Annotated in this window: 24 protein-coding genes and 1 tRNA gene; 12 read left to right on the top strand and 13 right to left on the bottom strand. The window is 60.6% G+C overall.

Translation table 11 applies throughout. The features are described 5' to 3' along the window. Window positions 1-9 precede the first annotated feature (9 nt). Both malQ and glgP read left to right on the top strand, forming a co-directional pair. Complete coding sequence (gene malQ, locus BRA42_RS01555; protein WP_292404937.1) at window positions 10-1,509, top strand: 4-alpha-glucanotransferase; 1,500 nt, start codon at window positions 10-12, stop codon at window positions 1,507-1,509. A 147-nt stretch (window positions 1,510-1,656) separates the two neighbouring features. Further along, the gene (glgP, locus tag BRA42_RS01550) at window positions 1,657-3,894 is read left to right on the top strand and encodes an alpha-glucan family phosphorylase (RefSeq protein WP_342770422.1); all 2,238 of its coding nucleotides are present in this window, start codon (window positions 1,657-1,659) and stop codon (window positions 3,892-3,894) included. 12 nt (window positions 3,895-3,906) lie between these two features. On the opposite strand, the gene BRA42_RS01545 is transcribed toward glgP, so the two are convergent. The 4 genes from BRA42_RS01545 to eif1A all read right to left on the bottom strand — a co-directional run bounded on the left by BRA42_RS01545 (window position 3,907) and on the right by eif1A (window position 6,631). Next, a complete protein-coding gene (locus BRA42_RS01545) occupies window positions 3,907-4,317 on the bottom strand; it encodes a hypothetical protein (protein WP_342770423.1) in 411 nt (136 codons plus the stop codon). Between the two features lie 180 nt (window positions 4,318-4,497). Continuing rightward, window positions 4,498-5,259 carry a roadblock/LC7 domain-containing protein gene (locus BRA42_RS01540; RefSeq protein ID WP_292405489.1) on the bottom strand — a complete coding sequence of 254 codons (762 nt, stop codon included), beginning with the start codon at window positions 5,257-5,259 and terminating at the stop codon, window positions 4,498-4,500. Between the two features lie 67 nt (window positions 5,260-5,326). Next, window positions 5,327-5,755, bottom strand: coding sequence for a HAMP domain-containing protein (locus BRA42_RS01535; protein ID WP_292405486.1), 429 nt, complete (start codon window positions 5,753-5,755; stop codon window positions 5,327-5,329). Window positions 5,756-6,244: 489 nt separating this feature from the next. Next, window positions 6,245-6,631, bottom strand: a complete 387-nt coding sequence (eif1A, locus tag BRA42_RS01530; RefSeq protein ID WP_292405483.1) for a translation initiation factor eIF-1A — start codon at window positions 6,629-6,631, stop codon at window positions 6,245-6,247. 217 nt (window positions 6,632-6,848) lie between these two features. Between eif1A and BRA42_RS01525 the strand changes: the two genes are divergently transcribed. After that, complete coding sequence (locus tag BRA42_RS01525; protein WP_292405480.1) at window positions 6,849-7,109, top strand: RNA recognition motif domain-containing protein; 261 nt, start codon at window positions 6,849-6,851, stop codon at window positions 7,107-7,109. 460 nt (window positions 7,110-7,569) lie between these two features. After that, window positions 7,570-7,824, top strand: a complete 255-nt coding sequence (locus BRA42_RS01520) for a DUF2795 domain-containing protein (RefSeq protein ID WP_292405477.1) — start codon at window positions 7,570-7,572, stop codon at window positions 7,822-7,824. A 68-nt stretch (window positions 7,825-7,892) separates the two neighbouring features. Here BRA42_RS01520 and BRA42_RS01515 read toward each other — a convergent pair. After that, a tRNA-Leu gene (locus tag BRA42_RS01515) sits at window positions 7,893-7,977 on the bottom strand. An 88-nt stretch (window positions 7,978-8,065) separates the two neighbouring features. Then, entirely contained in the window at window positions 8,066-9,769 is a 1,704-nt protein-coding gene (locus tag BRA42_RS01510; protein ID WP_292405474.1) for an AMP-binding protein, read from the bottom strand. Window positions 9,770-9,896: 127 nt separating this feature from the next. Between BRA42_RS01510 and BRA42_RS01505 the strand changes: the two genes are divergently transcribed. Together BRA42_RS01505 and BRA42_RS01500 are read left to right on the top strand one after the other, a co-directional pair. Continuing rightward, window positions 9,897-10,451: a TATA-box-binding protein gene (locus tag BRA42_RS01505; RefSeq protein WP_292405472.1), complete on the top strand. Its 555-nt coding sequence runs from the start codon at window positions 9,897-9,899 to the stop codon at window positions 10,449-10,451. 74 nt (window positions 10,452-10,525) lie between these two features. Next, a complete protein-coding gene (locus tag BRA42_RS01500) occupies window positions 10,526-10,666 on the top strand; it encodes a hypothetical protein (protein ID WP_292405469.1) in 141 nt (46 codons plus the stop codon). A 25-nt stretch (window positions 10,667-10,691) separates the two neighbouring features. Here BRA42_RS01500 and BRA42_RS01495 read toward each other — a convergent pair whose 3' ends face one another. Genes BRA42_RS01495 through BRA42_RS01485 form a run of 3 tightly spaced genes read right to left on the bottom strand, consistent with a single transcriptional unit; the run spans window position 10,692 to window position 14,922 of the window. Then, window positions 10,692-13,421 carry a DEAD/DEAH box helicase gene (locus tag BRA42_RS01495; RefSeq protein WP_292405466.1) on the bottom strand — a complete coding sequence of 910 codons (2,730 nt, stop codon included), beginning with the start codon at window positions 13,419-13,421 and terminating at the stop codon, window positions 10,692-10,694. After that, complete coding sequence (locus tag BRA42_RS01490) at window positions 13,369-14,121, bottom strand: metallophosphoesterase (RefSeq protein WP_292405463.1); 753 nt, start codon at window positions 14,119-14,121, stop codon at window positions 13,369-13,371. Before BRA42_RS01490 ends, BRA42_RS01495 begins: the two co-directional genes overlap by 53 nt. 6 nt (window positions 14,122-14,127) lie before the next feature. Next, the gene (locus tag BRA42_RS01485) at window positions 14,128-14,922 is read right to left on the bottom strand and encodes a hypothetical protein (RefSeq protein ID WP_292405461.1); all 795 of its coding nucleotides are present in this window, start codon (window positions 14,920-14,922) and stop codon (window positions 14,128-14,130) included. Window positions 14,923-15,041: 119 nt separating this feature from the next. Here BRA42_RS01485 and BRA42_RS01480 point away from each other — a divergent pair, with 119 nt between their 5' ends. After that, window positions 15,042-16,010: a replication factor C small subunit gene (locus tag BRA42_RS01480; protein WP_342770424.1), complete on the top strand. Its 969-nt coding sequence runs from the start codon at window positions 15,042-15,044 to the stop codon at window positions 16,008-16,010. An 11-nt stretch (window positions 16,011-16,021) separates the two neighbouring features. After that, a complete protein-coding gene (locus BRA42_RS01475) occupies window positions 16,022-19,201 on the top strand; it encodes an LAGLIDADG family homing endonuclease (protein ID WP_342770425.1) in 3,180 nt (1,059 codons plus the stop codon). Window positions 19,202-19,279: 78 nt separating this feature from the next. Here the strand turns inward: BRA42_RS01475 and BRA42_RS01470 are convergent, their stop codons facing one another. The 4 genes from BRA42_RS01470 to BRA42_RS01455 all read right to left on the bottom strand — a co-directional run bounded on the left by BRA42_RS01470 (window position 19,280) and on the right by BRA42_RS01455 (window position 22,779). Next, a complete protein-coding gene (locus BRA42_RS01470; RefSeq protein ID WP_292405453.1) occupies window positions 19,280-20,677 on the bottom strand; it encodes an MFS transporter in 1,398 nt (465 codons plus the stop codon). Between the two features lie 454 nt (window positions 20,678-21,131). Then, on the bottom strand, window positions 21,132-21,758 hold the full coding sequence (locus tag BRA42_RS01465; protein WP_342770427.1) for a hypothetical protein: 627 nt from the start codon (window positions 21,756-21,758) through the stop codon (window positions 21,132-21,134). Between the two features lie 146 nt (window positions 21,759-21,904). Then, window positions 21,905-22,294 (bottom strand): hypothetical protein, encoded by a 390-nt coding sequence (locus tag BRA42_RS01460; protein ID WP_342770428.1) that lies wholly within the window; start codon window positions 22,292-22,294, stop codon window positions 21,905-21,907. Between the two features lie 251 nt (window positions 22,295-22,545). Continuing rightward, on the bottom strand, window positions 22,546-22,779 hold the full coding sequence (locus BRA42_RS01455) for a hypothetical protein (RefSeq protein WP_342770429.1): 234 nt from the start codon (window positions 22,777-22,779) through the stop codon (window positions 22,546-22,548). A 271-nt stretch (window positions 22,780-23,050) separates the two neighbouring features. Here BRA42_RS01455 and BRA42_RS01450 point away from each other — a divergent pair, with 271 nt between their 5' ends. From BRA42_RS01450 to BRA42_RS01435, 4 genes are all read left to right on the top strand, one after another. Then, window positions 23,051-23,812, top strand: coding sequence for a hypothetical protein (locus BRA42_RS01450; protein ID WP_342770430.1), 762 nt, complete (start codon window positions 23,051-23,053; stop codon window positions 23,810-23,812). A gap of 36 nt (window positions 23,813-23,848) precedes the next feature. Continuing rightward, on the top strand, window positions 23,849-24,526 hold the full coding sequence (locus tag BRA42_RS01445; RefSeq protein WP_342770431.1) for an outer membrane lipoprotein carrier protein LolA: 678 nt from the start codon (window positions 23,849-23,851) through the stop codon (window positions 24,524-24,526). Then, window positions 24,523-25,146 (top strand): hypothetical protein, encoded by a 624-nt coding sequence (locus tag BRA42_RS01440; RefSeq protein ID WP_342770432.1) that lies wholly within the window; start codon window positions 24,523-24,525, stop codon window positions 25,144-25,146. The genes BRA42_RS01445 and BRA42_RS01440 overlap by 4 nt, the downstream gene beginning before the upstream one ends. A gap of 59 nt (window positions 25,147-25,205) precedes the next feature. After that, on the top strand, window positions 25,206-25,464 hold a 259-nt coding region (locus BRA42_RS01435; RefSeq protein WP_342770433.1), incomplete at its 3' end, for a hypothetical protein.

Genomic DNA, 25,464 nt, shown 5'->3' with positions numbered 1-25,464 from the left:
GCGCGGGACATGAACCGGCGGAGCAGCGGGGTTCTCCTCCACATCACGTCCCTGCCGTCGGCCTACGGCATCGGCGACCTCGGGCCCGCGGCGCACCGGTTCGTGGACCTCCTCGCCGGTGCCGGACAGCGCTACTGGCAGATCCTTCCCCTCAACCCGACATCTCCGGCGTTCGCCAACTCGCCCTACCAGAGCCCCTCGGCGTTTGCCGGGAACGCCTGGCTCATCAGCCCCGAACAGATGGTCGCGGACGGTCTCCTCGCCCCGGAGGACATCGGGGACCCTCCTGTTTTTCCCGGGGACCGGGTGGATTACCCGGCGGTCATGGACTACAAGAACCGCCTCTTCGACCTGGCGTTTTCACGGTTCAAAGAACGCGGCGCGGATTTCCGCTACAAGGATTTCGCGGCCGAAAACGTCGCGTGGCTCAACGACTACGCGATCTTCGCCGCCCTCAAGGAGCAGTTCCCCGGGAAGACCTGGGGCGACTGGCCGGCCGGGGTCCGGGACCGCCGCGATGAGGCGCTCCGGAAGTACGGCACCGAACTCGCAGACCGGATACTCCGGGAGAAGTTCCTCCAGTACGTCTTCGAGCACCAGTGGAGGACGCTCAAGAACCACTGCCGCAAGCGCCACATCCAGATCATCGGGGACCTCCCGTTCTACCCGACCTACGACAGCGTCGACCTCTGGGCGAACCCGGGGCTCTTCAAACTCAACGAACAGAAGAAGCCGGCGGCTGTTGCAGGGGTCCCCCCGGACATCTTCAGCAAGACCGGGCAACTGTGGGGAAATCCGGTCTACAACTGGGATGCACACCGGGCGCAGGGGTTCGCGTGGTGGGAGAGCCGGGTCGACCGCACCCTCGTCCTCGTCGACCGGCTGCGCCTCGACCACTTCCGGGGCTTTCTGCAGTTCTGGGAGGTCCCGGCGGGCGATGCGACCGCGGAGAACGGGCGCTGGGTCGATGCATCCGGCCGGGACTTCTTCACCCTGCTGCACGCAAGCAGGCCGTGCCTTCCCATCATCGCCGAGGACCTCGGCCACATCACCGCCGACGTCCACGAGACGATGGCTCATTTCGGGTTCCCGGGGATGAAGGTCCTGATTTTCGGCTTCTCCGGCGGCGACGTCGCAAAGAACCCCCACGCGCCCCATAACATCACGGAGCACGCCGTCGCCTACACGGGGACGCACGACAACAACACGGTCCGGGGATGGTTCGAGCACGAGGTCGCCGGCGACCGGAAAGACGTCCTCTTCCGCTACATCGGGGGCCCGGTGAGTGCCGACCAGGTCCCCCGGATCTTCATACGCCTCGCGATGCTCTCCCCCGCCGATACCGTCATCATCCCGATGCAGGACATCCTCGGCCTCGGGGAGGAGGCGCGGATGAACCGACCGGGCACGACGGAGGGAAACTGGGAGTGGCGGCTCCGGCCGGAGCAGATGGGGGAGGAGGGTCTGCGGGAGTTTGCTGGAGTTACGGAGATCTACGGGAGAGGGTGAACCCCGGAAGCCCGCACCCAGAGGCTCCCGGGGCTCGGAGAAGCCGGATACTGCTCAATTTTTTCCATTCTCTCAGGCATTCACTAAAATCCGTAAACATAGAATAATAAATACAGACGGTAAATCCTTCAGAAGAAGGCAGAACGCATGGGAACTCCCGCACATGACCTCATTGATCGTATCCCGGAGAGGATCTCCGGGCTCGTCGACCTCGCATACAACCTCTGGTGGAGCTGGAACCCGGAGGCACGACTGCTCTTCAAGCAACTGAACCGGCAGGCATGGAGAGAGAGCGTCCACAACCCGGTTCGGATGCTCCGCGAGATACCGGTTGAGTTCCTGGACCAGGCGGCGGAGAACCCCGCCTATCTCCACCGCTACGAGATCATCATGCACCGGTTCAGGAGGTACATGAACGCCACCGGGACCTGGTTCGCCGAGAACTACCCCGGGAATCCCCCGTTGACAATCGCCTACTTCTCGGCGGAATACGGGCTCCATCACTCGCTCCCCTTCTATGCGGGCGGACTCGGGTTCCTCGCCGGCGACCACTTAAAAGAAGCAAGCGACCTCGGCCTCCCGATGGTTGCCGTCGGGTTCATGTACTCGCAGGGCTACCTCCACCAGCACATCACCCCGGATGGCTGGCAGGAAGGCATTACCGAGCCGGTCGACCGCGATGCGGCGCCCATCACCCGGGTTCTTGACCCGGCAGGAGGAGACCTGGTGATCCGGGTCCCGCGTATCGACCCGCCCATCTACACCGCCGTCTGGAAGGTCCAGGTCGGCAGGGTCCCGCTTTACCTCCTCGATACGGACATCCCCTGCAACGACCCCAAAAACAGGGGCATATCGTCCCGGCTCTACATGGGAGACCCGGAACAGCGCCTCCGGCAGGAGATCGTGCTCGGCATCGGCGGCTGGCAGATGCTCCATACGCTCGGTATCGATTATGCGGCGGTGCACTTAAACGAAGGTCATCCGGCGTTTGCACTGCTTGAACGGGTCCGGGAGCGGGTCGAACGGGGGACGGACTTCGAGGAGGCGCTCGCAGAGGTGCAGGCAACGTCCGTCTTCACCACGCACACGCCTGTCCCTGCGGGCCACGATGTCTTTCCCGTCGACCTCATCGACCGCTACTTCAAGACCTACTATCCGGCGCTCGGCATCGACCGGACGCGGTTCCTGCAGCTTGGCGTCCACCCGCAGAACCCCGGCGCCGGGTTCAACATGACCGCGTTCGCCCTGCGTATGTCGGCGCACCGCAACGGCGTCTCACGTGTGAACGGGGCCGTCACCCGGCGGATGTGGCATTGCCTGTGGCCCGGGACGCCGGAGGAGAAGGTGCCCATCGACTCCATCACGAACGGCGTCCATGTACCGACCTGGCTGAACCCCCGGATGAAGGAACTCTACGACCGGCATATCGGGCCGACCTCTCCCGACTGGCTCTCGGAGCACGACGACCCGGCGGTCTGGGAACTCGTCGAGGAGATCCCGGATGACGAACTCTGGCATCTTCACACCTGGCTGAAGGCGAAACTCTTCAACCGCATCCGGGAACAGGAGCGGGTCAAATGGACGACACATAACGGCGGAGCGTCGAATCCGGCGGCTGAAGGAGCGTTCCTCAACCCTTCCGTCCTGACGATCGGGTTTGCCCGGCGGTTCTCGACCTATAAACGGGCATACCTCATCTTCGAGGACCCGGAGCGGCTAATGGGCATCCTGAACAACCCCTGGCATCCCGTCCAGATCATCTTTGCCGGCAAGGCCCACCCGGCCGACACCGGGGGAAAACAGGTGCTCCAGCAGATCTACCGCTACGCACAGCAGCCGGAGTTCGGCGGAAGGATCGCCTTCGTCGAAGATTACGGCGAACAGATGGCGCAGTACCTGGTGCACGGCGTCGACGTCTGGCTAAACAACCCGTTGCCCCCGATGGAGGCGAGCGGGACGAGCGGTATGAAGGCGTCGCTTTCGGGGGTCCTGAACCTCTCCATCCTTGACGGCTGGTGGGCCGAGGGCTACAACGGCAGAAACGGCTGGGCGTTCGGAGACGAGACGACAGCCTGCGACGGGAGAGACCGCAGCGACGCCGCGGCGATCTACGACCTCCTCGAAAAGAAGGTCGTCCCGCTCTACTACAACCGTTCCATCGACGACGTCCCGCACGGCTGGGTAAAGATGATGAAAGAGTCGATCAAGAGCAACGGCCCCCGATTTTCATCCCGCCGGATGGTGAAGGAGTACGTCACCCGGTACTACCCGGCTCTCCTTGCGGGGGCCGGAGTGGAGTATGCCCGGGAACCGGCAACGATGAAACCCCGGGAACCGGCCGGGGGAACGCGGGTGCACGGGAAGGTCGGGGAAGGGAGCAACTGATCTCTCCCTCACCTAACGAAGCGTTGAGGGGTCCTGACCGGCCGAAGACCGGCTGCCTTTGCGGGCGATGCGTTGCCGGGTCTTCTCCGGTGCCGCCCGGAGTCCCCGCTCCTCATGCGGGGACCTTCCGCCTGCCCGGGCGACGCGCTGCCGGGTCTCAGCACTTGCAGCCTGAAGGCCCCGCTCCTCGTGCGGAGCCCTGCCACCGGCGCTCGCGACGCGACGACGGGTTTCGGGGGAAGCAGCCTGAAGCCCCCGTTTATCGTGCGGCGCGGTTCCACCGGTCTGTGCAACCCGTTTTCGGGTCGCTTCGTCTGCCGATGCGAGGCCCCGCCTCTCCTTTTTCTTCTCGTCGGTCATACGACCCATCCTCCGGTTATCCTTGCCCGCCCGGACGCTGTCACGCCCGGGCCCGCAATCCATAATATATTAATTATATAAATATTACCATTATAATGACTATTTCGTCTTCCCCGGTAGAGCCCCCTTGTTGTGAGAAGAGCAGGCCCGGGCTATCCGGAATGTATCAACGCCGACCGGAGACACGGAAAGCCGTGTATCAAACACCGGCAGGCGGAAGAGCGCTGGAGTATAGGGCCGTTTTCATCCGGAGGTGTGATCCGCCGCCCCGCTCTGCAGGTCCCGGATCATCCGCCGTACCTGGCCGAGGTGCACCGCAGGCGTAGTAAAGATGCAGAGGAAGTTGTCGTCGCAGGGGGTTATGATGACGTTTCCGTCGCGATAGAAGATTGTCATCTGCACAAGCGCTCCGCAAGCCGGTGCGGCCGATTGCAGGCGGATCGACCACCGGAGCAGGTCTTCGGCAAAAGCGACGGCAGACTCGGTGTCGATATCGCCGACCGATGCGATGCAGAGGCCGTCGGAGAAGCAGGCCGCTGCAGTCACCCCGGGATTCTGGAGCACCGCCTTGAGCCGCTCCGGTTCCTCTCCCGGAGATGCGCCCTGGGAACTCTCTTCCCTCCCCTCCACGGTCCCGGCCACAGGGCCGGGTTCGCCATCCTCAGGCCGGTCGGCCGGGAGGGCGCGGCCGGGCTGCAGGTGGGCCTCTGCCCCGGCGGAGAGGGTGAGGGCCGTCTGCATATCTTCGGGCTCGTACTTCCAGAGACTGAAATCGAGGATAGCCTGGCTGCTGAAGAATTTCAATGCCGGCGACCCGCTCAGGGACTTAAACGGGTGGCTGAAGTACGCAGCAAGAGGTTCGCCATTCTGCACCAGCAGGAACCCCTCTCCGTCCTGCATTGTGATCCGTACCGCCCCGAAAAAGCGGGACGTGTGCGAGAAGATCCACTGGAGCGGTGCCTGCATCTCTCCGATGGCCTTTCCCCGGGGTAATTTGTCTATCATTCAAATTCCTGCCAGATCGTTGTTCGCGCGAAAAAAAAGGAGGAAGTTCCTGCCGGGAAACCTCTCCTTACTCGCCGTCGTCCTTCGCAAGGGTATCGAGGATCTTATAGGAGTTGATCAGGCGGTTGAACGCAACTGCCAGTTCGCCGATCTCGTCGTTGCTCGTTACGGTGATCTCGGCGTTTTCAAGGTTGCCCTGGCTTACACTGGTTGCAACCTTTGAGAGCTGTTCGATGGGAGCCGTGATGCTCCTGGCAAGATAGAAACTCCACATCAGGATAACAGCGAGCGTGAGGAGGGTCAGGACAATGATGCTGTTCTGCAGACCGAGCACGGCAATGAGACTCCCGGTATCGCCCGCCGAGACGATCCCGAGCAGAAGGACCGGAATGACCGCAATGGTGAGCATGCTCGCCATAAGTTTGTAGAATATCGGGATCTGAAGGGCGGGTCCATCCTGCCAGATCCCGGATCCCTGCGAGGAGGTTTCAGTCATGAGAGAGTATTGTCTAATAGTATTACATAAATATATCTGTTTTCAATGAACGATCTCCGGGAAAGATATTAAAATTTATAAGATATAAATCATTATAATCGATTTAAACCGATGCTACGAAAGTTAAAAATAATTCCTTCTGTGAAATATACTGATTCATCATGGCATGCAGTATATAACCATATCCTAACGAATATTTACTCATCCCCCGGTAAAGCACGAATATTCTTTACTCCCGGGAGCTGCCCGGACCGCGGCGAGTTCTTCCCGACCGCTGTATGAGCAGGCATCGTCCGGCGGCGGAGAGAGGCAAGCGAAGGGTGAATACAAGCCCCGGCCCGGGGCTGGAGGTCTCCTGGTCGGGAAGCAGAGCGCCATGGCGGCGGGGACCGGCCTTCGTATCCGGGACGCGAACTCCATTGCAGCGGGTCGTTACCCCGAAGTCCCGGGATTTTGCCCTGACCGAAACTACAGAAGCGCAAAGGTGTATTATTGGCTGAGGTAATTGTGCCTCTTGAGCCAGTCTACCTGAGGTCTGATGTAACGGTAGACGATATCGCACTTTTCATCCTGGAAACTCCAGGGAACGACAATCAAGAGATCGCCTTCGCGGATCCAGAGCCGCTTCTTGATCTTACCTTTGATCCGCCCGGTGCGCGTGACGCCGTCCTCACAGCGGACACGGATGTGGTTTGCCCCGAGCATCAGGTCGGCGCGGGCAAACAGTTCCCGATTTCGCTTCTTCGGTAACCGTACCCGTATGATCTCATCGCTTTCGTTATTTTGTGTTCCTCGTGTCTTTGTCAGTTCATCAACTCCAGGGGAGGCAGCAGTGCAACGACGGGCCTCGCACTTTTCCGCCAGGGGAGTGTACATCAATGATCCGGGTCATCATTAAGGTATCTATCCCGGGTCATTCCCGGCAAAAAGACCCGGGGCTGCCGGCTCCCCTTCCCCCTCACAGCGCTGGGATAGCGCACCTCAACCGCCGGGCGCTCGCCTGCATCGGGAGAGTGTCCCCGACCTGCTTCCCCAATGTCCCCTCCGAAGAGTAATTAAGGTTTGAACGTACATGGATAGAGAGGATCTTTGAATGGAAAGCAACAAGCTGTACGTCGGAAACCTCACCTACTCGGTAAATGCAGAGCAGTTGAAAGATCTGTTTAGCCAGTATGGGACGGTAAATGACGTCAGAGTCATTGAACGCAAAGGGTTCGGGTTTGTTGAGATGTCCAGCGCCGAAGAGGCCGAGGCAGCGAAAGAAGCCCTGAACAATACTGTATTTGAAGGCCGCACCTTAAAGATCGACGAAGCCCGGCCCCCGAGACCGAGAAGCGATTACAGCCGGTACTAAGGTCCTGGCCTGAAGAACAGTATTCCAAATACCCAATTTTTAGAGAATCGGGGTTCAAGAGAACCTCTTCTCTGATTGAGCGGTGCGTACGGCCCGGTTCCAGCGCCGCCGGAAACAGCGTCCTGCCGACTCCAGTCACATCTTCCGGACTTATTCGTGGGTGTAGAGAGAGCGCTGCACGGGTCCGGCCCCTGCCCCGCCCGGGTTCGGGCGGGGGATGAAGTGCCGGAGAGAGGGCTGGAACCCCCGGCTCCCAGTGTTCTCCGGCATCTCCGAATGCCCCGTTGGGTTGACGGTCGGCCTCTCTCTGCCGGCAACCACTCCCGGCTAAGACCAATCCCCCGCTAAATAGTCATTATTTCAGCGTAAAAACACAGCAACATTTTTATTCACCCAGGACTATGGGTCGGAGGTGTGTCCCGCCGTGCGGGACATGCAGGTTAGAAAGGTGGTGAGAAGCATGGCAGAAGAAAGACCTTCAGTGAGAGGCGGCGTGGCCTCCGCGGCACAGTCTGCCTCCGTCGAAGAACTGAGTGCATCCGCATTCCAGAAATATCTCGGGGGTATGGACTATCCTGCCGGGAAACAGGATCTGATCAGCCACGCACAGAAGAACAACGCGCCGGATGCGGTGATCCAGGTCCTCGAGATGTTCGGGGACAAGACCTTCCAGTCCGCAGCGGAAGTGAGCCAGGAATTCGGCCGGATCAAATAACCCTATCTCTTTTTTTCGACCGGCGAAGGTACACCCGGTCAATTCCGGAACCATTGCAAAAGGAGAGATGCGAGAGGCCGGATTCGAACCGGCGAACTCCTTCGAGATCAGGCCCTGAACCTGACGCCTTTGACCTGGCTTGGCAACTCTCGCACGGAATCTACGGCCGACCATCCCCGTCGGCCGGGTTCTGCGATTCTTAACGCCTAATACCGTAGTCTCTTCAACAAAATAAAGGTAATCACTCCCCATCCTCCCCGGAGGGGTGGGAGTTGTGGGAGTTATTGTCGGTAAACCGTTTCATCTCCCGCTCACGGAGTTCGTAGCGTTTGATCTTGCCGGAGATGGTCTTTGGAAGCGACTCCACGAACTCGACCGCGCGGGGGTACTTGTAAGGCGCCGTCACCCGCTTGACATAGTTCTGGATATCCTTGACGAGCGACTCCGAGGGCCGGTACCCGGGCTTCAACACAACGAACGCCTTGACGATAAGCCCCCGGATCACGTCGGGCGACCCGACGACCGCCGCCTCCTGGACGGCGGGATGCTCCATGAGCGCGTTCTCCACCTCGAACGGCCCGATCCGGTATCCGGAGGACTTGATCACGTCGTCGTCCCGCCCGATGAACCAGAAGTAGCCGTCTTCGTCCATCCGCGCCTTATCGCCGGTATAGTAAAACCCGCTCTGGAAGACTTTCCGGGTCTCCTCTTCGTTGTTTAAGTAGCCGCGGAAGAGCCCGACCGGCCGCGGATTCACCTTGATGGCGATGCGCCCCTCCTCCCCGACGCCGACCGGTTTTCCGCAGTCGTCGTGGAGTTCGATATGCCAGCCCGGCGACGGCCTCCCCATGGAGCCCGGTTTGCACTTCATGCCGGGGAACGTTCCGATGCAGAGCACCGTCTCGGTCTGGCCGTAGCCTTCGTAGATCGTCTTTCCGGTTCCTTCTTCCCATGCCCGGATCACCTCGGGGTTAAGGGCTTCGCCGGCGCTGCAGCAGTGGCGCAGGTCGGAGAGATCGAACGTGTCGAGGTCGGCCAAGATCAGCATCCGGTAGATGGTCGGGGGGCAGCAGAACGTCGTGATCCCGTATTTCTCCATCAGCGGCAGGATTTCGGTGGCATGGAACCTGCCCCGGATATCGTAGACAAAGATGCACGCGCCGACGATCCACTGGCCGAAGAGTTTCCCCCACGCGCTCTTCCCCCAGCCGGTATCGGAGATCGTCAGGTGAAGGTCGTTCGGGTGCAGGTCGTGCCACAGCCGCCCGGTGACGATGTGCCCGAGGGGGTAGGAGTTGTCGTGCAGCACCATCTTCGGCTCGCCGGTGGTCCCCGAGGTGAAGAAGATCAGCATCGGGTCCGTTGCTCTGGTCCGGTGCATGCCGGGGAGGTTCACCAGTTTGTGCGAGCAGGGTGCAGGGTAGTCGAGCTCGACGGGGTAACTGACCCATCCGTCCCGAACGCCGTCGATCATGAGCCGGACCGCGAGCGTGGGGCACTCTTCCCGGATCTCCTCGACCTTACCCGCATGTTCGGCCATGGTGATGATCATCTTGATATCGGCCGCCTGAATGCGGTACTGCAGGTCCTTTGGGGTCAGCATCGTCGTTGCGGGACAGTACACGGCGCCGAGTTTGATGAGGGCGATGACGAAGATCCACCACTCGGGTGTCCGGGGGAGCATCAACATGACCCGGTCGCCCTTCTTGATGCCGTATTTCAGGCAGATGTTGACCGCCTGATTTGAGAGGCGCATGAGGTCGAAGAAGGTGTACTTTTTCTCGTCTCCCTTCTGGTTCACCCAGATCATCGCCAGTTTGTTCCGATCCTTCTTTGCCCACGCGTCGATCACGTCGAAGCCGAAGTTATAGTATTCAGGGACGTCGATCTTGAAATTCGCGCAGAGGTCTTCGTAGGAGACCGGTTTTTGCTCATCTTCCGCCATAACGTGATCAATAAAAGATTGCGCGTTTATGGTTTAAAGTATTCACGAAGATAAAGGACGCTCAATCCAACGAATACCATAAAGATTACCCATTAGTATTATGGTTCAAAAAATGATACTCATATCGATGGATGAGAAGGGATACGAGTCACTGAAAATCGAGAACATCGTTGCCTCCGGAGGGGTTGCAGACTCGATCGACCTCGAAAACCTATCTGATAAAATAAAAAACTGTGAGTTGAATACGAAGAGGTTCCCCGGAGCGGTCTACCGCATCGAGAAGCCCAAGATGGCATCCCTGATATTCTCTTCAGGAAAGGTGGTGCTCACCGGCATCAGAAAGAAAGAGGATCTCCACGAAGGCCTCACGATCATCATGGACTCGCTCCGGCGTGCCGGTGTCGCGACCTTCCCCGAGCCGCAGGTCGCGATCACGAACATCGTCTGTTCGTACGACCTCGGCAAGTACATCAACCTGAACAAGGTCGTCATCACGCTCAACCTCGAGCACATCGAGTACGAGCCCGAACAGTTCCCGGGGCTTGTCTACCGGATCGAGGACCCGAAGATTGTCGCCCTTCTCTTCAGTTCCGGTAAGATCATCCTGACCGGGGGAAAGAACATCGAGGATATCAAGAGAGGCGTTGATTTCCTGGAGCAAAGGCTCGAAACGATTGTGTGAACCGGTTTTTTCCCATTACGTTCGTTCTGATGGGAAGGAGGCTTTTTGAGCCCCGGTCTCTCTTTCCGCCAAGATTGAAACTTACTAACTCCATCTTCCGGCACGGATTCCCGGTGGATATCGCCACGGTCCAGTGCATCGGGTTTGCCTTAGCCTACGGTTTAAACGCTGTCTTCCCCCGGAAAGGGGGCTCCCCGGGGCCGACGGGTGCGTGAAGGCGCACCTTGGATCTCATCCTTTTTACCAGAATCTATGCGTCTTGACGTAGTTCCGCTCGGCCTTGAGGACCTCCCGGTAGAAGGCATCCCCTTCGGTCAGGGTGGCGAGGATCCGGGATGCCGCCTCCGGCCCGACGCCCTTTGCGGCGAGGGCGGTCACCGCCTTCTTTCCGCTGGAGAGAACGATGTTTGCGTTCCGGAGAAACCGGACCTCGATCGCCCGTTCCTCCTCGGACTTGTTCTTCTTCTTCACCGCCGGGATGAGTTGTTCGTCCCAGGGTTTCAGCGCCGCGATGAGGCGGGCGTTGCAGAGCGGGCACTGCGGCCGGTCGGGGACCCGCTCCACGACGGTCCGGCTCTTCCACTTCCGGCAGTTCATGCAGAAGAGGACGACGTCCTCTTTCTCAAGGCGCCGCATGAGCGTCCCGATAACCGCCTGGTCGACCATCGGCGGCGGGATCATGTCCCGCGAGGAGGAGAGCCCTTCGCTCCCGAGCGGGCTCAACCGCCCGACGGTTATGGCAATCCGGCCGTCGCGGACCGCCGCAAGGATCTCCTGCGCCGCTTCCACATCCATTGAGTCGCTGAAGAGTTCCCGGTAGGCTTCGCCCGCGATGACGGTCTCGTCGAAGAGGTCGATGAGCCGGTGGATGCTGAATCGCTCGTAGTCGGCGTCCGCGTCGATGGCGCCGAACTTCTTTGCAACCTGGACGAGTTTCCACTTGAAAAGCGCCGTTCGTTTCAGGGCGAGTTTCAGGACCCCCGGGAGGTGGTCAGGTTCGAGCGCGGCAAGGGTCTCCTGCACCTCAAGCGCCCGGACGTTTGCGGGCAGGCGCAGGAGGAACCGGTAGGCGCCGACCTCGATCCCGACGGTCGTCCCGTAACGGGCCGACAGGAGGACCGAGAGCGCCCGGGCCAGCGCTTCGTTCGCCTTGTGCCCGCCGCAAACGTTGCAGACCACGCCGTCGTCGGCGTTTTCGAGGGTGACGAGACGGTCCGAGGGGACCGGATAGTTCCCTTCGTCCATCCGGGCGATGAACCCCTCCGCATACCGGATCACCGCCGGAATATCGGAATAACGGCCGAACGCCCGGGTCCTCCGGAGCGCCCCGACCTCCTGCGCGACGGCGAACGGCACCGGGATCTGCTCGCCCTCCCACGACGGGACCTCGCCCCGCGCCCGTGCGGCCGGCTCGACCGTGATCCTGCCGCCCTCGATCTCGAGCACCCGCCAGAGTTGACCCTTCGTGATGAAGACCGCCCCGGTATGCAGCCACCCGAGGACGAACGACTCGTCCAGGGTCCCGACCGTCCGGCGCGAGACGATATCGAAGATCTCCATCTTCCGCTCGTCGTTGATCATCGAGAGATTCTCGATGAGGTAACGCCGCGCCCGCCCCGTCCGGATAATCCGGGACCCGTCGAGCCGGATAAGGCGGTGCTCCGCCATCTGCTTGCAGACGGCGTCGAGGAGCGGCTGCGAGCCGGCAAAGACGTTCGACTGCTCGACCATCTCCCGGACGCGGGATACTTCGATCTCCCCGTACTCGACCGCCATCGCCGCCACCTGGTTTGCGAGCACGTCGGCGGCGCCGGCAGGGGGAACGATCCGCTCGCACTCGTTCGCCTTCGCCCGGCGTGCGATCACGAGCGACTCTAAGAGGTCGTCGAACCCCGTGGCGAGGACGGTGCCGTGCGAGACGGCATCGAGGCGGTGACCGGCCCGGCCGACCCGCTGCACCAGACGCGAGACCTGCCGGGGGGAGCCAAACTGGACGACGTGCTCGATATGCCCGATATCGATCCCGAGTTCCATCGACGACGTCGCGATGAGCGTCCCGACCTCGCCCTTCCGGAACCGCTCCTCGGCCTCAACCCTGACGTCACGCGAGAGCGAGCCGTGGTGGACCTCGACGTCCCCACGGGAGTAGAGTTCGTGCCCGAGAGCCTCGGCGGTCACCCGGGTGTTGACGAAGACGAGGGTGGAGCCGGGCAGATCAAGGCACTTCCCGACGGCCCGCGTCTGAGCGGCGAAGTCCTCCCCGGCAAACCGGACGTTGATATCGAGACTGCTTGCGACCGGCACTTCGACAAGCGAGAACGGCCGGGCCCCGCAGAGGAACCGGCCGATTTCGTCCGGGTTTCCGACGGTCGCCGAGAGGCCGATCCGCTGGAACTCCCCCGCGTAGGCGGCCAGACGCTCGAGCGCCACCGCGAGCTGGGCGCCCCGCTTGCTGTCGGCAAGCTCGTGGATCTCATCGACGACGACGTACCGGACGTTCTTCAGATGCTCCCGAAGGCGCCTGCCCATGAAGAGCGCCTGCAGGGACTCCGGGGTGGTGATAAGGAGGTCAGGCGGGGAGAGCGCCTGCTTCCGCCGCTCGTTCTGCGGCGTATCCCCGTGCCGGACGCCGACCGAGAGCCCGAGCTCCCGGCACCACCACACCATCCTCGAGAGGATATCCCGGTTTAAAGACCGGAGCGGGGTTACGTAGAGCGCCTTAAACCCCGCTCCGACGCTCTCAAGGAGCCGGTCGAAGACCGGGAGCATCGCACTCTCGGTCTTTCCCGTGCCGGTCGGCGCTACCAGGACCAGGTTTTCCCCCGCAAGAAGCCGCGGGATGGCCTGCTCCTGGGCCTCGGAGAGGCCGGCAAACCCGCGCTTCCGGACGACCTCCCGCACCCGCGGGTCGAGGAGGTCAGACGCCGCCTTCGGGGCAGAGCGTGGCCGGGGAGCCGACGTATGTGCCATCCGCTAAAAACACCTCCGCGTTCTTTTCGTCGATGCACCGGGAGAGCGGCCCGAGCCCGCTCGTCTTCAGCCGCCCGACGTCGATCCCGCCGGCGAACTCGTTGAAGGCCGGGACGAAGAGGAGACGGGTGCGGCCCCCGGGCGGCGTCTCCTCCTCACAGGAGCCGGTCGCTCCGGAGTAGAGGTAGGCCGGCCTGGCGCGTGCGGCGCAGCCGACGGCGTCCATGAGCGAGACGACCGGGTGGTGGTGGCCGAGGACGATGAGGTGGCCGGGGAGTTCGGGGGCCGGGCGGGTATGGCCGTGGAGGTAGCCAACACCGTCGATGAGCGCGCCTTCGGGAGGCAGGAGCTCTCCGGCGTCGAGGAACCGCCCGATACCTCCGTCGTGGTTCCCCGGGGCGACGGCAATCGGCACGCGTTCCCGGAACGCGGCAAGGACAGTGGGGAGTTCCCGGTACTCCTGCCTGCTCGTCACCGGGACGTTGTGCTTGACGTCCCCGAGGAGGAGGAGGAGGTCGGGCTTCGTCTCCTCAATACAGGCAACGACCCGGTCGACCCTTGAGGCGCTCCGGCTCGCGATGTGGACGCCGTGGCGTTCAAGGCCCGACTCGATGCCCATGTGCAGGTCGGCGACGACCAGCACGCGCCGGTCCTGCTCGACCAGGAGGGCCGGGCCGTTCTCGATAAAGTGCAGGTGCATATCGTGTCAGATGAGTTTGATCATGCCCGATGCGGGCTGGTAGCACTCTCCGGCGGTAATGAGGTCCGCGATACCTTGCTTTGCGTCCCTGGCCGAGAGGCCGGACCGCACCCCGGCGGCGACGGCGTCGTCGATGCCGATGCCCCGGGCGCCTCCCCCGTCATCGAGGGCGGCAAGGAGGAGATCGCGCCTGACAACGGGGACGATATCGCCGACGGCGATGTCCGGGCGGACGCTTTCAAGCGCCGTCCGCACCGTCCCGGCCAGGTCCCGGATATCTTCGTCCGTGGTCCCGTAGAGCCTGACGGCGGCTGCGGCACGCTCATCGCCGCTTTCCAGAAGCGTTTCGAGCCGGTCGAGCGTCGCGCCGGCGGTCGCGAGGACCCAGATGTCGCGGACGGTGCGGTTCACCTGAACAAGGGCCTCGGCGTCCACTGTTGCGTGCGCTCGCTCGCCGGAACCGGCGAGCGTCGCCCGGCCGGTGACGGCGACGAACGCCGGCGGTTCAATGTAGCCGAGCGTCTCGACTGCGTTCGGGCTCTGCCAGTCTGCCGTGACCTGGAACGCGCCGGTGGGGTCGGCGATCCGGGCCTGCATGACGTCGCTGCTCCCTTTGCGCTCGGTGAAGGCACCGACGATGAAGAGGCGGCGACAGGCGGCGCCGCCGGGGGTCACCACGCGTTCCCCGTCTCCAAAATCCACTGTATGCCGTGCGGCGGCGAAGTCCCGTGCAAATACCCGATCTACAGGTTCCATGATCTCGTCCATCTCAGGAGGGAGCGGGAATATACCGGCTTCCATGCGAACCCCCGGTATTTCCACAACAATTCGGTACTATCTGTTCGTCCTCAACCCTCTAAAAAGGATCACCGGAGGGATGACGATGCTTTTACAATGCCCGAGCACCAACAGTTACGCAAATGGACGGCAACCACACCATCTGGATAGAGAAGTATCGGCCCCAAAGACTCGACGAGATGGTCGGACAGAAGGAGATCGTGGTGCGCCTCCAGTCCTACGTGAAGACCGGCAACCTTCCGCACCTGCTCTTCACGGGCAGCGCGGGGATAGGAAAGACAACCGCCGCCGTGGCGCTGGCGCGGGGGTTCTTCGGCGACTCCTGGCAGATGAACTTCCGGGAGATGAACGCCTCCGACGAACGCGGCATCGACGTCGTCAGGAGCCAGATCAAGGAGTTCGCCCGGACCTCGCCGCTCGCCGGGGCGACGTTCAAGATCCTCTTCCTCGATGAAGCGGACGCCCTCACCACGGACGCGCAGGCCGCCCTCAGAAGGACGATGGAAACCTACGCCCGAACGTGCCGGTTCATCCTCTCGTGCAACTACTCTTCGAAGATCATCGACCCCATCCAGAGCCGGTGCGCCATCTACCGGTTCAGGCCGCTTGATGCGGAGGCGGTGATCGAGGAAGTCCGGCGGATTGCCGCTGCCGAAGGTCTCACCGTCACGGAGGGTGCGCTCGACGCCATCGTCTACGTCGCCGCCGGGGATATGAGGAAGGCGATCAACGCCCTTCAGGGCGCGGCCATCCTCAGATCCGCAATCGACGAGGAGATGATCTATGCGATCACCGCGACGGCCCGCCCGGAAGAGGTCGACGAACTCCTCGACCTCTCGATAGCGGGAGAGTTCGACGAGGCCGAAAAGATACTCTCCGACCTGATCCGCGGCCGGGGCATCGCCCCGAACGAGTTGATCAACCAGTGCTACCGGACGCTGGTCCGGCGCGACATCGACCGGACGCTCAAAGTGAGACTGATTGACGCCCTCGGCGAGACCGATTTCCGCCTCTCGGAAGGGGCAAGCAGCGATATCCAGATGGAGGCGCTGCTCGCCCGGTTCGTCCTCGCTTCCGGGCGACACCCGTGAGGACCTCAGCCGTGACCGAAGAGGTAACCGTCGAAGTCACCGATGTCGTCGGCGAGTGGACGAAGTTTTTAAAGAAGCAGTATAAGCGGGAACTTGCCGAACTCTCCCGCGAGTACCCGCACAACCGGTCGCTCATCATCGACTACCGGAAGATCCTGAACAACAGACTGGCGTTTGAACTCCTGCGGAGCCCGGGCAAGGTCATCGGGGATATCCGGGACGCTATCGTCCAGAATAAACTCCTCAAACTCAAAGACGGTCAGGACCCGGACCAGCTCAACATCCGGTTCACGAACCTCCCGCAGAAGACCGAGGTCCGGGACATCCGGGCCGAGCAGATCAACACCTTCATCGCCGTCGAGGGGATTCTCAGAAAGACGACCGAGGTGCGCCCCCGGATCGTCAGTGCGGTCTTCCGGTGCCGTTCCTGCGGGAAACTCACCGACCCGGTCCCTCAGGGCTACGGGCGGTTCGATGAACCCGATTTCTGCCCGAACTGCGAGCGCAAGACCCGGCTTGACCTGGTCATGAACCGGTGCCGGTTCGTCGACGCCCAGAAACTCCGGATTCAGGAGTCTCCCGAAGGACTCCGGGGGGGCGAACAGCCCCAGACGCTCGATATCGACGTTACCGACGACCTCACCGGCATCGTCGCGCCGGGGGACCGGGTGGTGGTGAACGGCATCCTGCGGTCGGTGCAGAGGATCAACTACGGCCAGAAGAGCACGCTCTTCGACATCTACCTCGAGTGCAACTTCATCGAGGTCGCCGAGAAGGAGTTCGAGGAGGTCTCGATCACCGAGGAAGACGAGACGAAGATCCTGGCGCTCTCCCGCGACCCCCTGATCTACAAGAAGATCGCCCGGTCGATTGCGCCGACGATCTACGGGACCGACGATGTGAAGGAGGCGATCGCACTCCAGCTCTTCGGCGGCATCGCGAAAGAGATGCCGGACGGCTCCCGTCTCCGCGGCGACATTCATGTCCTCCTGGTCGGCGACCCGGGTATCGCAAAGAGTCAGATCCTCCGTTACGTGGTGAAACTCTCGCCGCGCGGGATCTACACGAGCGGCAAGTCATCGACATCCGCGGGGCTGACGGCGACGGCCGTCAAGGACGAGTTCGGCGACGGCCGCTGGACGCTCGAAGCAGGTGCGCTGGTCCTCGCGGATATGGGGATCGCCGCCGTCGACGAGATGGATAAGATGGCGAAAGAGGACCGGAGCGCACTTCACGAGGCGATGGAGCAGCAGTGCTACGACGACGAGACCGAGGTCCTCACGGAGAGCGGGTGGAAGCTCTTCCGCGACGTAACCACGGACGACCGCGTCGCGACCCTCTCTTCCGACGGCAGGCTCGAGTACGCATCTCCGTCCAATTTCGTGGCATCGGAGTATGACGGGGACCTGTACTACGTCAGATCCCGGCAGGTGGACCTCGCGGTCACGCCGAACCACCGGATGTATGTCAACCTGAACCGGCGTGCAGACGAGTGGGAGGGGTTCCGGCTCGTCCGCATGGACGAGGCCCCGATCCATAAGAGGATGCGGTTCAAGAAAAACGCTGTGTGGACGGGAGAGCAGGAGGAAACCTACGAGATCCCGCCCGTGGTTCTGTTCGCGAACCAGAACTCCGGAGGAAAACTTACCGAGCCCATCCGCATCGGAATGGACGACTGGCTTGAGTTCTTGGGCTACTTCCTCTCGGAAGGCTCCGTCCAGCGGCACTCCAGGACAGGGGTTCCCTACCGTGTGATCATATCGCAGAAGACTCCCGGGTCCGCCGGGAAGATCCGGCGGTGTCTCGAACGAATGCCGTTCCGCTTCTCCTACGACGGCAAAAATTTCTCGATCAATACAAAGCAGCTCGCCGAACACCTTGCCCCCTTCGGCAAATGCCACGAGAAGTACGTCCCCGACTACGCCAAGCAGCTTCCACCGGAGCAGATCGAGATCCTCCTCGACGCGCTTATGCTCGGGGACGGTTACGTCAACAGGACGACCGGGGTTTCGATATACACGACCTCCTCGAAGAAGCTTGCCGACGACGTCACCGAGCTCCTGCTGAAGAGGGGATGGTCCGGAAACGTCCACCTCATACGGGAGGCCGGGACCATCACTGCCAATCCGCGGGGTGGAACCTCCGCGGCGACCCACGACATCTACCAGGTGACCTTCATCCGCGACGGCCAGAACGAGCCGAACATCAACTCAAACGGGCAGCAGCAGATCGAGACGCGGCCGTACAAGGGCAGGATCTACTGTCTTGAGGTCCCGAACCACACCCTCTACGTCCGGCGAAACGGCATCCCGGTCTGGTGCGGCAACTCGATCTCGGTCGCAAAAGCCGGGATCACCGCGACTCTGAAGTCCCGGTGTGCGCTTCTCGGTGCGGCGAACCCGAAACTGGGGCGGTTCGACCAGTTCGTCCCGATCGGCGAGCAGATCGATATGCCGCCCTCCCTCCTCTCGCGGTTCGACCTCATCTTCGTGATGACCGACCAGCCCGAGGCCGAGCGGGACGCGGCGATCGCGCAGCACATCATCAAGACTCACAGCGTCGGCGAGTTGATCCAGCAGCACGGACATACGCCGCTGCCGGACGTCGACGATGCGTATATCGAGCGTGCGCTTGCGCCGGTCACCCCCGACGTCGACCCGACGCTCCTCCGGAAGTACATCGCTTACGCGAAACGGACCTGTTTCCCCATCTTAAGCGAGGGGGCGCAGGGGGCGCTGATCAACTACTACATGCGCCTGAGGAGCCATGCAAGCGGAGACAAGCCCGTTCCGGTCACTGCACGGCAGCTGGAGGCGCTGGTGCGGCTTGCGGAGGCGAGCGCCCGGATGCGCCTCTCAAACACCGTCGATACCGAGGATGCCGAACGGATCCTGAAGATCGTGGACGCCTGTCTCCGGCAGGTCGCCTACGACGCCGAGAGCGGGAGCTTCGATATCGATAAACTCGTGACCGGGGTCACGAAGTCGCAACGGGACATCATCCGGTCGGTCAAGGAGGCGATCCGGAACGTCTCCGGCGACTCCGGCGGCCAGGCAAAGGTCGCGGAGGTCGTCGATATCCTGGTGCAGCAAGGCTTCTCCCGCGACAAGGTCGAGCATACCCTCGAACAGCTGAAACGCGGCGGCGAGGTGCTCGAACCCCGGCACGGGCTGGTGAAGTTGATCGGGTAGGCGAAGCAGGCGGGCAGAAAGATTAAGCAATTTTTGACTCTGTTGAGATGAACGGGGCCCCACAGGACGGCGCGGTCATTACCTCACCTTTCCGCGGGAGAACGAGGCGAAGACACCCAGGATGCAGAGGGCAGCGAAGACGGTGAACGCCACCCGGAAACTCGTCATGAAAGGTCCCCGGACCTCCGGCCCGATCTGGGAGGTGCCGATGAAGACGGCAAACATGACGGTGGCGATCCCGAGCGAGAACATCATCCCGGTCGTCCGCATGGTGGCGAGCATACCGGAAGCGAGGCCGTAGAGGGACCGGTCGACCGAACTCATGACGGCGTTCGTGTTCGGGGGGGAGAAGAGGGCGAACCCGAATCCGAGGAGAGCGAGGACCGCAATGATGTAGGCCATCGGGGTTATAGGGGTCAGGAGCGCGAGGAGAGCGAGGCCGACGGCGACAAGCCCCATCCCTGCCGAAGCGATGTAGCGGGGCTCCACCCGGTCGGAGAGCCTCCCGGCCGGGGCGGCGAAGAGCGCCTGGACGACCGGCTGCGTGATCAGGACGAGTCCCGCGGCGCCGGGGTCGAGCCCCCGGACCACCTGGAGGTAGAGGGAGAGGAGGAACCCGATGGCAAACGTCGCACTGTAGTTGATCAGGGCGGCGAGGTTGGAGAAGGTGAACGCCCGGTTCGACGCGAGGAGCCGTATGTCGATGACCGGGTTTTCCACCCGCACCTCCCAGGTGTAAAAGACCGCAAAGAGCGCCGCGCCGATAACGATGGCTGCAATGCCGGCAGGCTCCGGAAGGCGCGAAAACCCGTACATCACGGAAAGAAGCATCGCGCCGTAGAAGACCGAACCGACGATGTCCAGCCGCTCTCCGCGGGCGTCGGCCCATTCCCCGGCAAGGTGCCGGCGGATGCTGTAGACGATGTAGATATCGAGCGGGATGTGGACGAGGAAGATGCTCCGCCAGGTGAGGAGTTCGGTGAGGAAGCCGCCGATCAACGGCCCGATGGAGAGGCCGACGTAGACGGCGGTGACGTTGATCCCGAGCGCCCTCCCGCGCTCCTCGAGCGGGAAGACCGAGGTGATCATGGCGACGCTGGTGCTGTAGATCATGGCGCTTCCAATACCCTCGAGGAACCGAAAGAGGATGAGGGCGAGCCCTGATGTCGCGAGCGCAGAGAGCAGGGCTGAGGAGGCGAAGACGATCACACCGAGGGAAAATACTCGTTTGCGCCCGTAGATGTCGGCCAACCGACCGAACGGGACGAGGAAGATCGCGGTCGCAAGGAGATAGGACGAGGCTACGAAACTGAGCGTGACAGCGTCCAGGGCGAACTCGGCGGCGATGGACGGGAGCGCGATGTTCACCGCCGAGCTCATGAACGGGGTGATGAACGTGGCGAGGGTGGCGATGATGAGGACGGTCCGGCGCTGGACGGTATCGGGGAGGGGCATGGGGGCTCTTTGCTGCGGCACGTACCGGAGTTAGAGACGGCCGGGGAGTAAAGAGTTGTGATATCGTGCTCTTCCGGTGTTCACGGGGGGAGGAGGGCCAGCGGCTAAGCAAAAGGCGACCTGACTATCGCCGTTCCGGCGCAACAGCGACATTTCTCCTAAAGGTTGTCCTAAAACGCTTATGAGGCCGTGCCGGCCACAGGATCGACTGACGAAAATGCTCTTCTCATCCGCCACCCGGGCCCGGTCCGGTGCCGCGGTCATGCCCGGCCGCACCGGCAGATTCGTCCGCATCGCCCCCTGCATGGGACACCAGCCCAGGTAGGCCCGTATCGTCTCCACGAGAGACATCACACGACCTCCCGGAGTTTCTGTCCGTCCGCTGTCATATCCGTCAAAGGGGGCTCGTTGTGGATTTCCACACCGGATCTGTCCCGAACGAGTGTGCAGAGCAGATCAATCGCTCCATGGACTATCATCGACCCGTTCCCTCCGGTGTGCGCCGCCGTTCCCAGATGTAGAGGCTGGGATGAGTAACAACGCCGATGAGTGCGATTCCCTGAAGGAGGGGGAGAACGGGATACCCCAGTGCCAGGTAGCGCAGAACAACGATCGCGGCTGCTCCGAGGTAGAAGACAACCGATCGCGCGAAGGTGATGCGGCGCTCGCCGCCGTCGATGAAGATGATCCGTGTCAGGAACAGGCCGATGATGAGAAGGACAGGGAGCCAGTAGATCTGGTTGATGGAGTATGCAAGGGACGCGTAGAGGTAGATCAGGAGGATCGTGATGATAAGGACGGCATCGACCACCTTATCGATGACGGCTCTTCCCTGCCGTATTTCGCCTTCTCTGTGATCTCTTAACCGGAGGGCGTGACGGAGGATGCTTATGGGGTTGGGGTCGGTCAGCCGCTCCTTTCGTCTATACCTCACCATGACGCAGAAAATTACCGCAGTGATCGCTAGTGGCAGGGGAAATAACAAAAATGCCGGTAATGGGAGGTAGCCGGCCGTGATGATGAAAGCGGTTATGATAACCAGGATCCAGAAGACTGCAGTTGAGCGCCAGAACTCCTCTTTGACGATAGTATCAATCTTCATACTTACACCGCCAATGCGTCGTCGGCCGTTATGTGGGGGATCCCCGCGCATGCCGGACCCCTGCTGCTGCATCTGCCGGTGCGCCTGCACTGGCTCCTCTGCGGGGCACCAGCCCAGGTAGGCTCGTATCGTCTCCACGAGAGACATCATACGATCTCCCGGAGTTTTGCAAAGAGTTCGTCGGCCATACGGGTTGGGTCGTCGGTCTTTTCAAGCGCGATACCCAGTTCGTCCGCATAACCCCAGAGGAGTTCGATGCACCGGGCGTACCGCGGGCACGCGCCGCAATCGCCTTCGTGCTCGTACCAGACCTGCACACCGCGATCTGCAGATACGAAGACAATAGCGGCGGCATTGAAGGGGACGGAGCGCCCGAAGAGGACCCCCTTCTCCGCGTTCAGGCGTTCGACGTCGATCTGGTTTGCGTGCGCCATCTCTAGAAGCGTCTCCTCGACCTTCCTGTCTATGGCAAGCAGCGCCTTCGAGACCGCCTGGCGGGATATGCTGAAGCGGTCCCGCGATACCGACGTTGGCAAGGCCGGTGCGGCGGAGGCGCCAGAATGCAAACTGCCTGTCGTTCAGGGGGAGCGACATATGTCAACAATCATTGGTTGACATTATATACTTTGTGATCCGTTCTTCTCCGGGCTCCCCTCGTTTGCTCGTCAATCCAGCACTTTACACAGGTATGGGCGGAAATGAGAGATACAGCGACGGCCGATGGTGCCGGGCGGCCCTGAAGCGTTCCGGTGCGAGTCAACCTGCGGCACCCCGCCCGTCCTCCCTCCTATCGCCCGAAGAGTGCGGCGGCAATCGTCGTGCTCTCATCTCCGGCAATCGCGGCAGGGTGTACGCCGCCCCGGTGCGCGGTGGTCCCCCGCGCCTCGACGCGGCCGATGAACTCTTGTTGGGGGCGGTCATTCGCGCGGAGCTTAACCGGAAGCGCCACATTCAAGACGTGACGGAGCGATGAAAGGGAGAGAGCTGAGTCTCTTTTGCGGGGTTGCGTTCGATTGCTCATTCCGACCCATGAATATTCATGGGATTATAGCGATTTTGGGATCGAAAAGTATATGGTGAGGGACTTCGAAAGGGTAAACCGTCTGTAGCCCGTCGGACGACCTGCCCGGTTATGGGTAAGTCGCGGATTGCAGGCAAAATTGCGGAGGCTCACCCAATCCGTCCAAGGCCGGGCGAGCCCCCCACTACCCGAAGGCGAAAAGTAGCTTCGCATTCCATGTACTTAAAGTTACGCTTCTTTTGCCTCCGGGGATGTTACAGGAGGAAAGTAAATGAATGGAAACATTGGAATGCGGGCACTCTCCGCGCTCTTCGCTGTACTGCTGGTGAGCGCGGGTGTTGTGCCGGTGATGGCTTGCGAGCCGGGAACGCCTTGCGGCGATGCCAGACAAGACCTGCAGAAAACCGATCTGTCGGGCCTGGAGAAGTACGAAGCTGTTGCTTCTGCTCTGAGCCTGGACGATGTGCAAAAACTCTCAGGGATCCCGCGCTCCGAAGATCTGAGTCTGATCGTCGAGAACGCTGAGACATTCTCTCTCGAAAAAAAACTTGAAGATGGATCCATCAATCACATAACGGCTGTAGTACTGCCTGTTGAATCTGTTATCGAAAAAGATGGCTCGGTCCAGATATCAAACGTCGTTGCAGTCTGGGATAGCGACAGTGCTCGGGTACTCAAGTACACAAACACGTATCAGAATGAGTCCCTGTATAAACTCACGTTCACCAGAATCGGTAGCAATGGAGATGTCCTTGAAGAAATTATCGTCGACGGAGGTTCCTTGGTCGAGGGCATACCAGAGCAGTTTTTTACGACGGCTGAGGATGATGATTATTGGACTTGTGTAGGCCAATGTATCATCGGGGATTGTATCTGTGCGATTGTAGGAACTACCTGCCCCGGGCTGCCACTCTGCGATATCTGTGTAATTCTGTTGCGGCCCTGCGCTGCTTTGCCAAGTGTGGTTTCCTGTGCACCTGCCGCGGCTTGTCTGGGGGTAGAAGTAGCATGGTGTATGGGGCAATGTATGTGAACCAAGGTAGCCCCATTATTCTTTTTTAAGGTGGATATGATGGCGGTACAAAGGGACTCTCGATCCATGTTGGCTATTGTGGTAATCGGACTCATTTGCTCCGGTTGTGTAAATACAGACACTAGTTCTGGTACACCTCTGGAAATAGCCATAGAGAAACAGCAAAATATCGAAAGTTTAGCGTATATTGAAATACTTACTTTGAACATAGACAACGAAACGAGGGCAATTGAATATGACGTACTTTTACAGAAACCGGATAAATTTCGAAGGATTGAAAAAAGTGACTCTTTTACACGCTTAAAGATCGTTTCAAATGGAGATGTCGTCTGGATCTATGATCCGGAGAAAAATACTGTGCTCATAAGACACCTAACACCATCTGAAAAGAGACCAGCGCCTGCGATCTACACATTACTGACTGGCAACATTACTAAAAATTACATGGTAGAGGAACAAGGAATGGAATCAATCAACTCAATTCCGGTCTATAAAGTAAAACTGACTCCTCACGAGTTTGACCGCGAGGACAACACAAAAGAGTACCTATTGTGGATCGATTCCAAAAGTATGATCCCGTTAAAACTGCAGAGTTACGATAAGGGCAATCTGGTGCTAACCCTGGAATATCGAAATTACTCAATGAACTGCGTGATAAATGATGATGAGTTCACGTTCACGATTCCCGATGGCGCATCGGTGGTGTACGCATGAAGATTGATACTATTGCCAAAGAAGAGTTGTTGCGTTCAGTTGTAACCTTTGGAGTCTCGCTTATCGTCACCGCTTTTATCATCACAACAGACTACCTCCCATTGCCATCGTTTTTGCTCTTACCCCTGCCATTGACGATCGCTGCAGTAGTCGTCTGCGTTATGGTGTGGTATAGACGAAAAGAAGGCTTGATCGACCCCAATCCAGCGAATATCCTCCGTCATGCGCTTCGACGGGGGAATCACGGAGAAAGGAAGACAGCACGGAGAAGAGGTATCGTCGAGAAGGTGATCGATGCCGCCCTTCTCGTCACGGTCTTCCTGATCTACCTCTACGCGTCCCTTGCATATTCCATCAACCAGATCCTCTGGCTCCCTGTCCTTCTCATCATCGGCCTGCTCCTGACGCGCATCGTCTTCATCGATGGTGGGGAGCGCCGCATCACCTTCGCACGAGGAGTTGTCTTCTACCTCGGAGCAGCTGGGATCGTTCTTCTGCGCCACCTGGTACTGGGGCATCCCGTTCTTCCCTTTCTCCGGGGAATCGCGCTTGTTGGTATCGTTGCTTTTCCCATCCTCTATATCTGGGAAAGACGATCTGCCCCGAAGGGAAAAGGCTGAGGGAGGGCCTGCGGAGTGATGGATGTATTCTGTACACCTCTGCGAATGACGAAGGGTTCATGACTGTAAAAACAGCGCAGGCACTTGTCATTCTGCTCATCGCATGCATCCTGTGCATTCCTGCAGCCGCGGCCTCAACGGTCTCCCTTGAATACTACCACATGGACCGGTGCCCGGACTGCGAGCTCACCGATCCGCTGATCGCGGACCTGGAAGGTGCCTACGACGGGGTCCTCGCGATCGAATGGATCGACGTCGAGACCGTGGACGGCTGGGAGCGATGGAACGCATACGCATTTCTCGAAGTCCCGGCCGTGG

Source organism: Methanoculleus sp. UBA374 (assembly GCA_002508705.1).
GTDB classification, from domain to species: Archaea; Halobacteriota; Methanomicrobia; order Methanomicrobiales; family Methanoculleaceae; genus Methanoculleus; species Methanoculleus palmolei.
This window is presented reverse-complemented; position numbering and strand designations above follow the sequence as displayed.

Coding starts and splice junctions, on each gene's coding strand:
- malQ (WP_292404937.1), top strand. CDS start 10: ATGAACCGGCGGAGCAGCGGGGTTCTCCTCCACATCACGTCCCTGCCG.
- glgP (WP_342770422.1), top strand. CDS start 1,657: ATGGGAACTCCCGCACATGACCTCATTGATCGTATCCCGGAGAGGATC.
- BRA42_RS01545 (WP_342770423.1), bottom strand. CDS start 4,317: ATGGATTGCGGGCCCGGGCGTGACAGCGTCCGGGCGGGCAAGGATAAC.
- BRA42_RS01540 (WP_292405489.1), bottom strand. CDS start 5,259: ATGATAGACAAATTACCCCGGGGAAAGGCCATCGGAGAGATGCAGGCA.
- BRA42_RS01535 (WP_292405486.1), bottom strand. CDS start 5,755: ATGACTGAAACCTCCTCGCAGGGATCCGGGATCTGGCAGGATGGACCC.
- eif1A (WP_292405483.1), bottom strand. CDS start 6,631: ATGTACACTCCCCTGGCGGAAAAGTGCGAGGCCCGTCGTTGCACTGCT.
- BRA42_RS01525 (WP_292405480.1), top strand. CDS start 6,849: ATGGAAAGCAACAAGCTGTACGTCGGAAACCTCACCTACTCGGTAAAT.
- BRA42_RS01520 (WP_292405477.1), top strand. CDS start 7,570: ATGGCAGAAGAAAGACCTTCAGTGAGAGGCGGCGTGGCCTCCGCGGCA.
- BRA42_RS01510 (WP_292405474.1), bottom strand. CDS start 9,769: ATGGCGGAAGATGAGCAAAAACCGGTCTCCTACGAAGACCTCTGCGCG.
- BRA42_RS01505 (WP_292405472.1), top strand. CDS start 9,897: ATGGATGAGAAGGGATACGAGTCACTGAAAATCGAGAACATCGTTGCC.
- BRA42_RS01495 (WP_292405466.1), bottom strand. CDS start 13,421: ATGGCACATACGTCGGCTCCCCGGCCACGCTCTGCCCCGAAGGCGGCG.
- BRA42_RS01490 (WP_292405463.1), bottom strand. CDS start 14,121: ATGCACCTGCACTTTATCGAGAACGGCCCGGCCCTCCTGGTCGAGCAG.
- BRA42_RS01485 (WP_292405461.1), bottom strand. CDS start 14,922: ATGGAAGCCGGTATATTCCCGCTCCCTCCTGAGATGGACGAGATCATG.
- BRA42_RS01480 (WP_342770424.1), top strand. CDS start 15,042: ATGGACGGCAACCACACCATCTGGATAGAGAAGTATCGGCCCCAAAGA.
- BRA42_RS01465 (WP_342770427.1), bottom strand. CDS start 21,758: ATGAAGATTGATACTATCGTCAAAGAGGAGTTCTGGCGCTCAACTGCA.
- BRA42_RS01455 (WP_342770429.1), bottom strand. CDS start 22,779: ATGAGCAATCGAACGCAACCCCGCAAAAGAGACTCAGCTCTCTCCCTT.
- BRA42_RS01450 (WP_342770430.1), top strand. CDS start 23,051: ATGAATGGAAACATTGGAATGCGGGCACTCTCCGCGCTCTTCGCTGTA.
- BRA42_RS01445 (WP_342770431.1), top strand. CDS start 23,849: ATGATGGCGGTACAAAGGGACTCTCGATCCATGTTGGCTATTGTGGTA.
- BRA42_RS01440 (WP_342770432.1), top strand. CDS start 24,523: ATGAAGATTGATACTATTGCCAAAGAAGAGTTGTTGCGTTCAGTTGTA.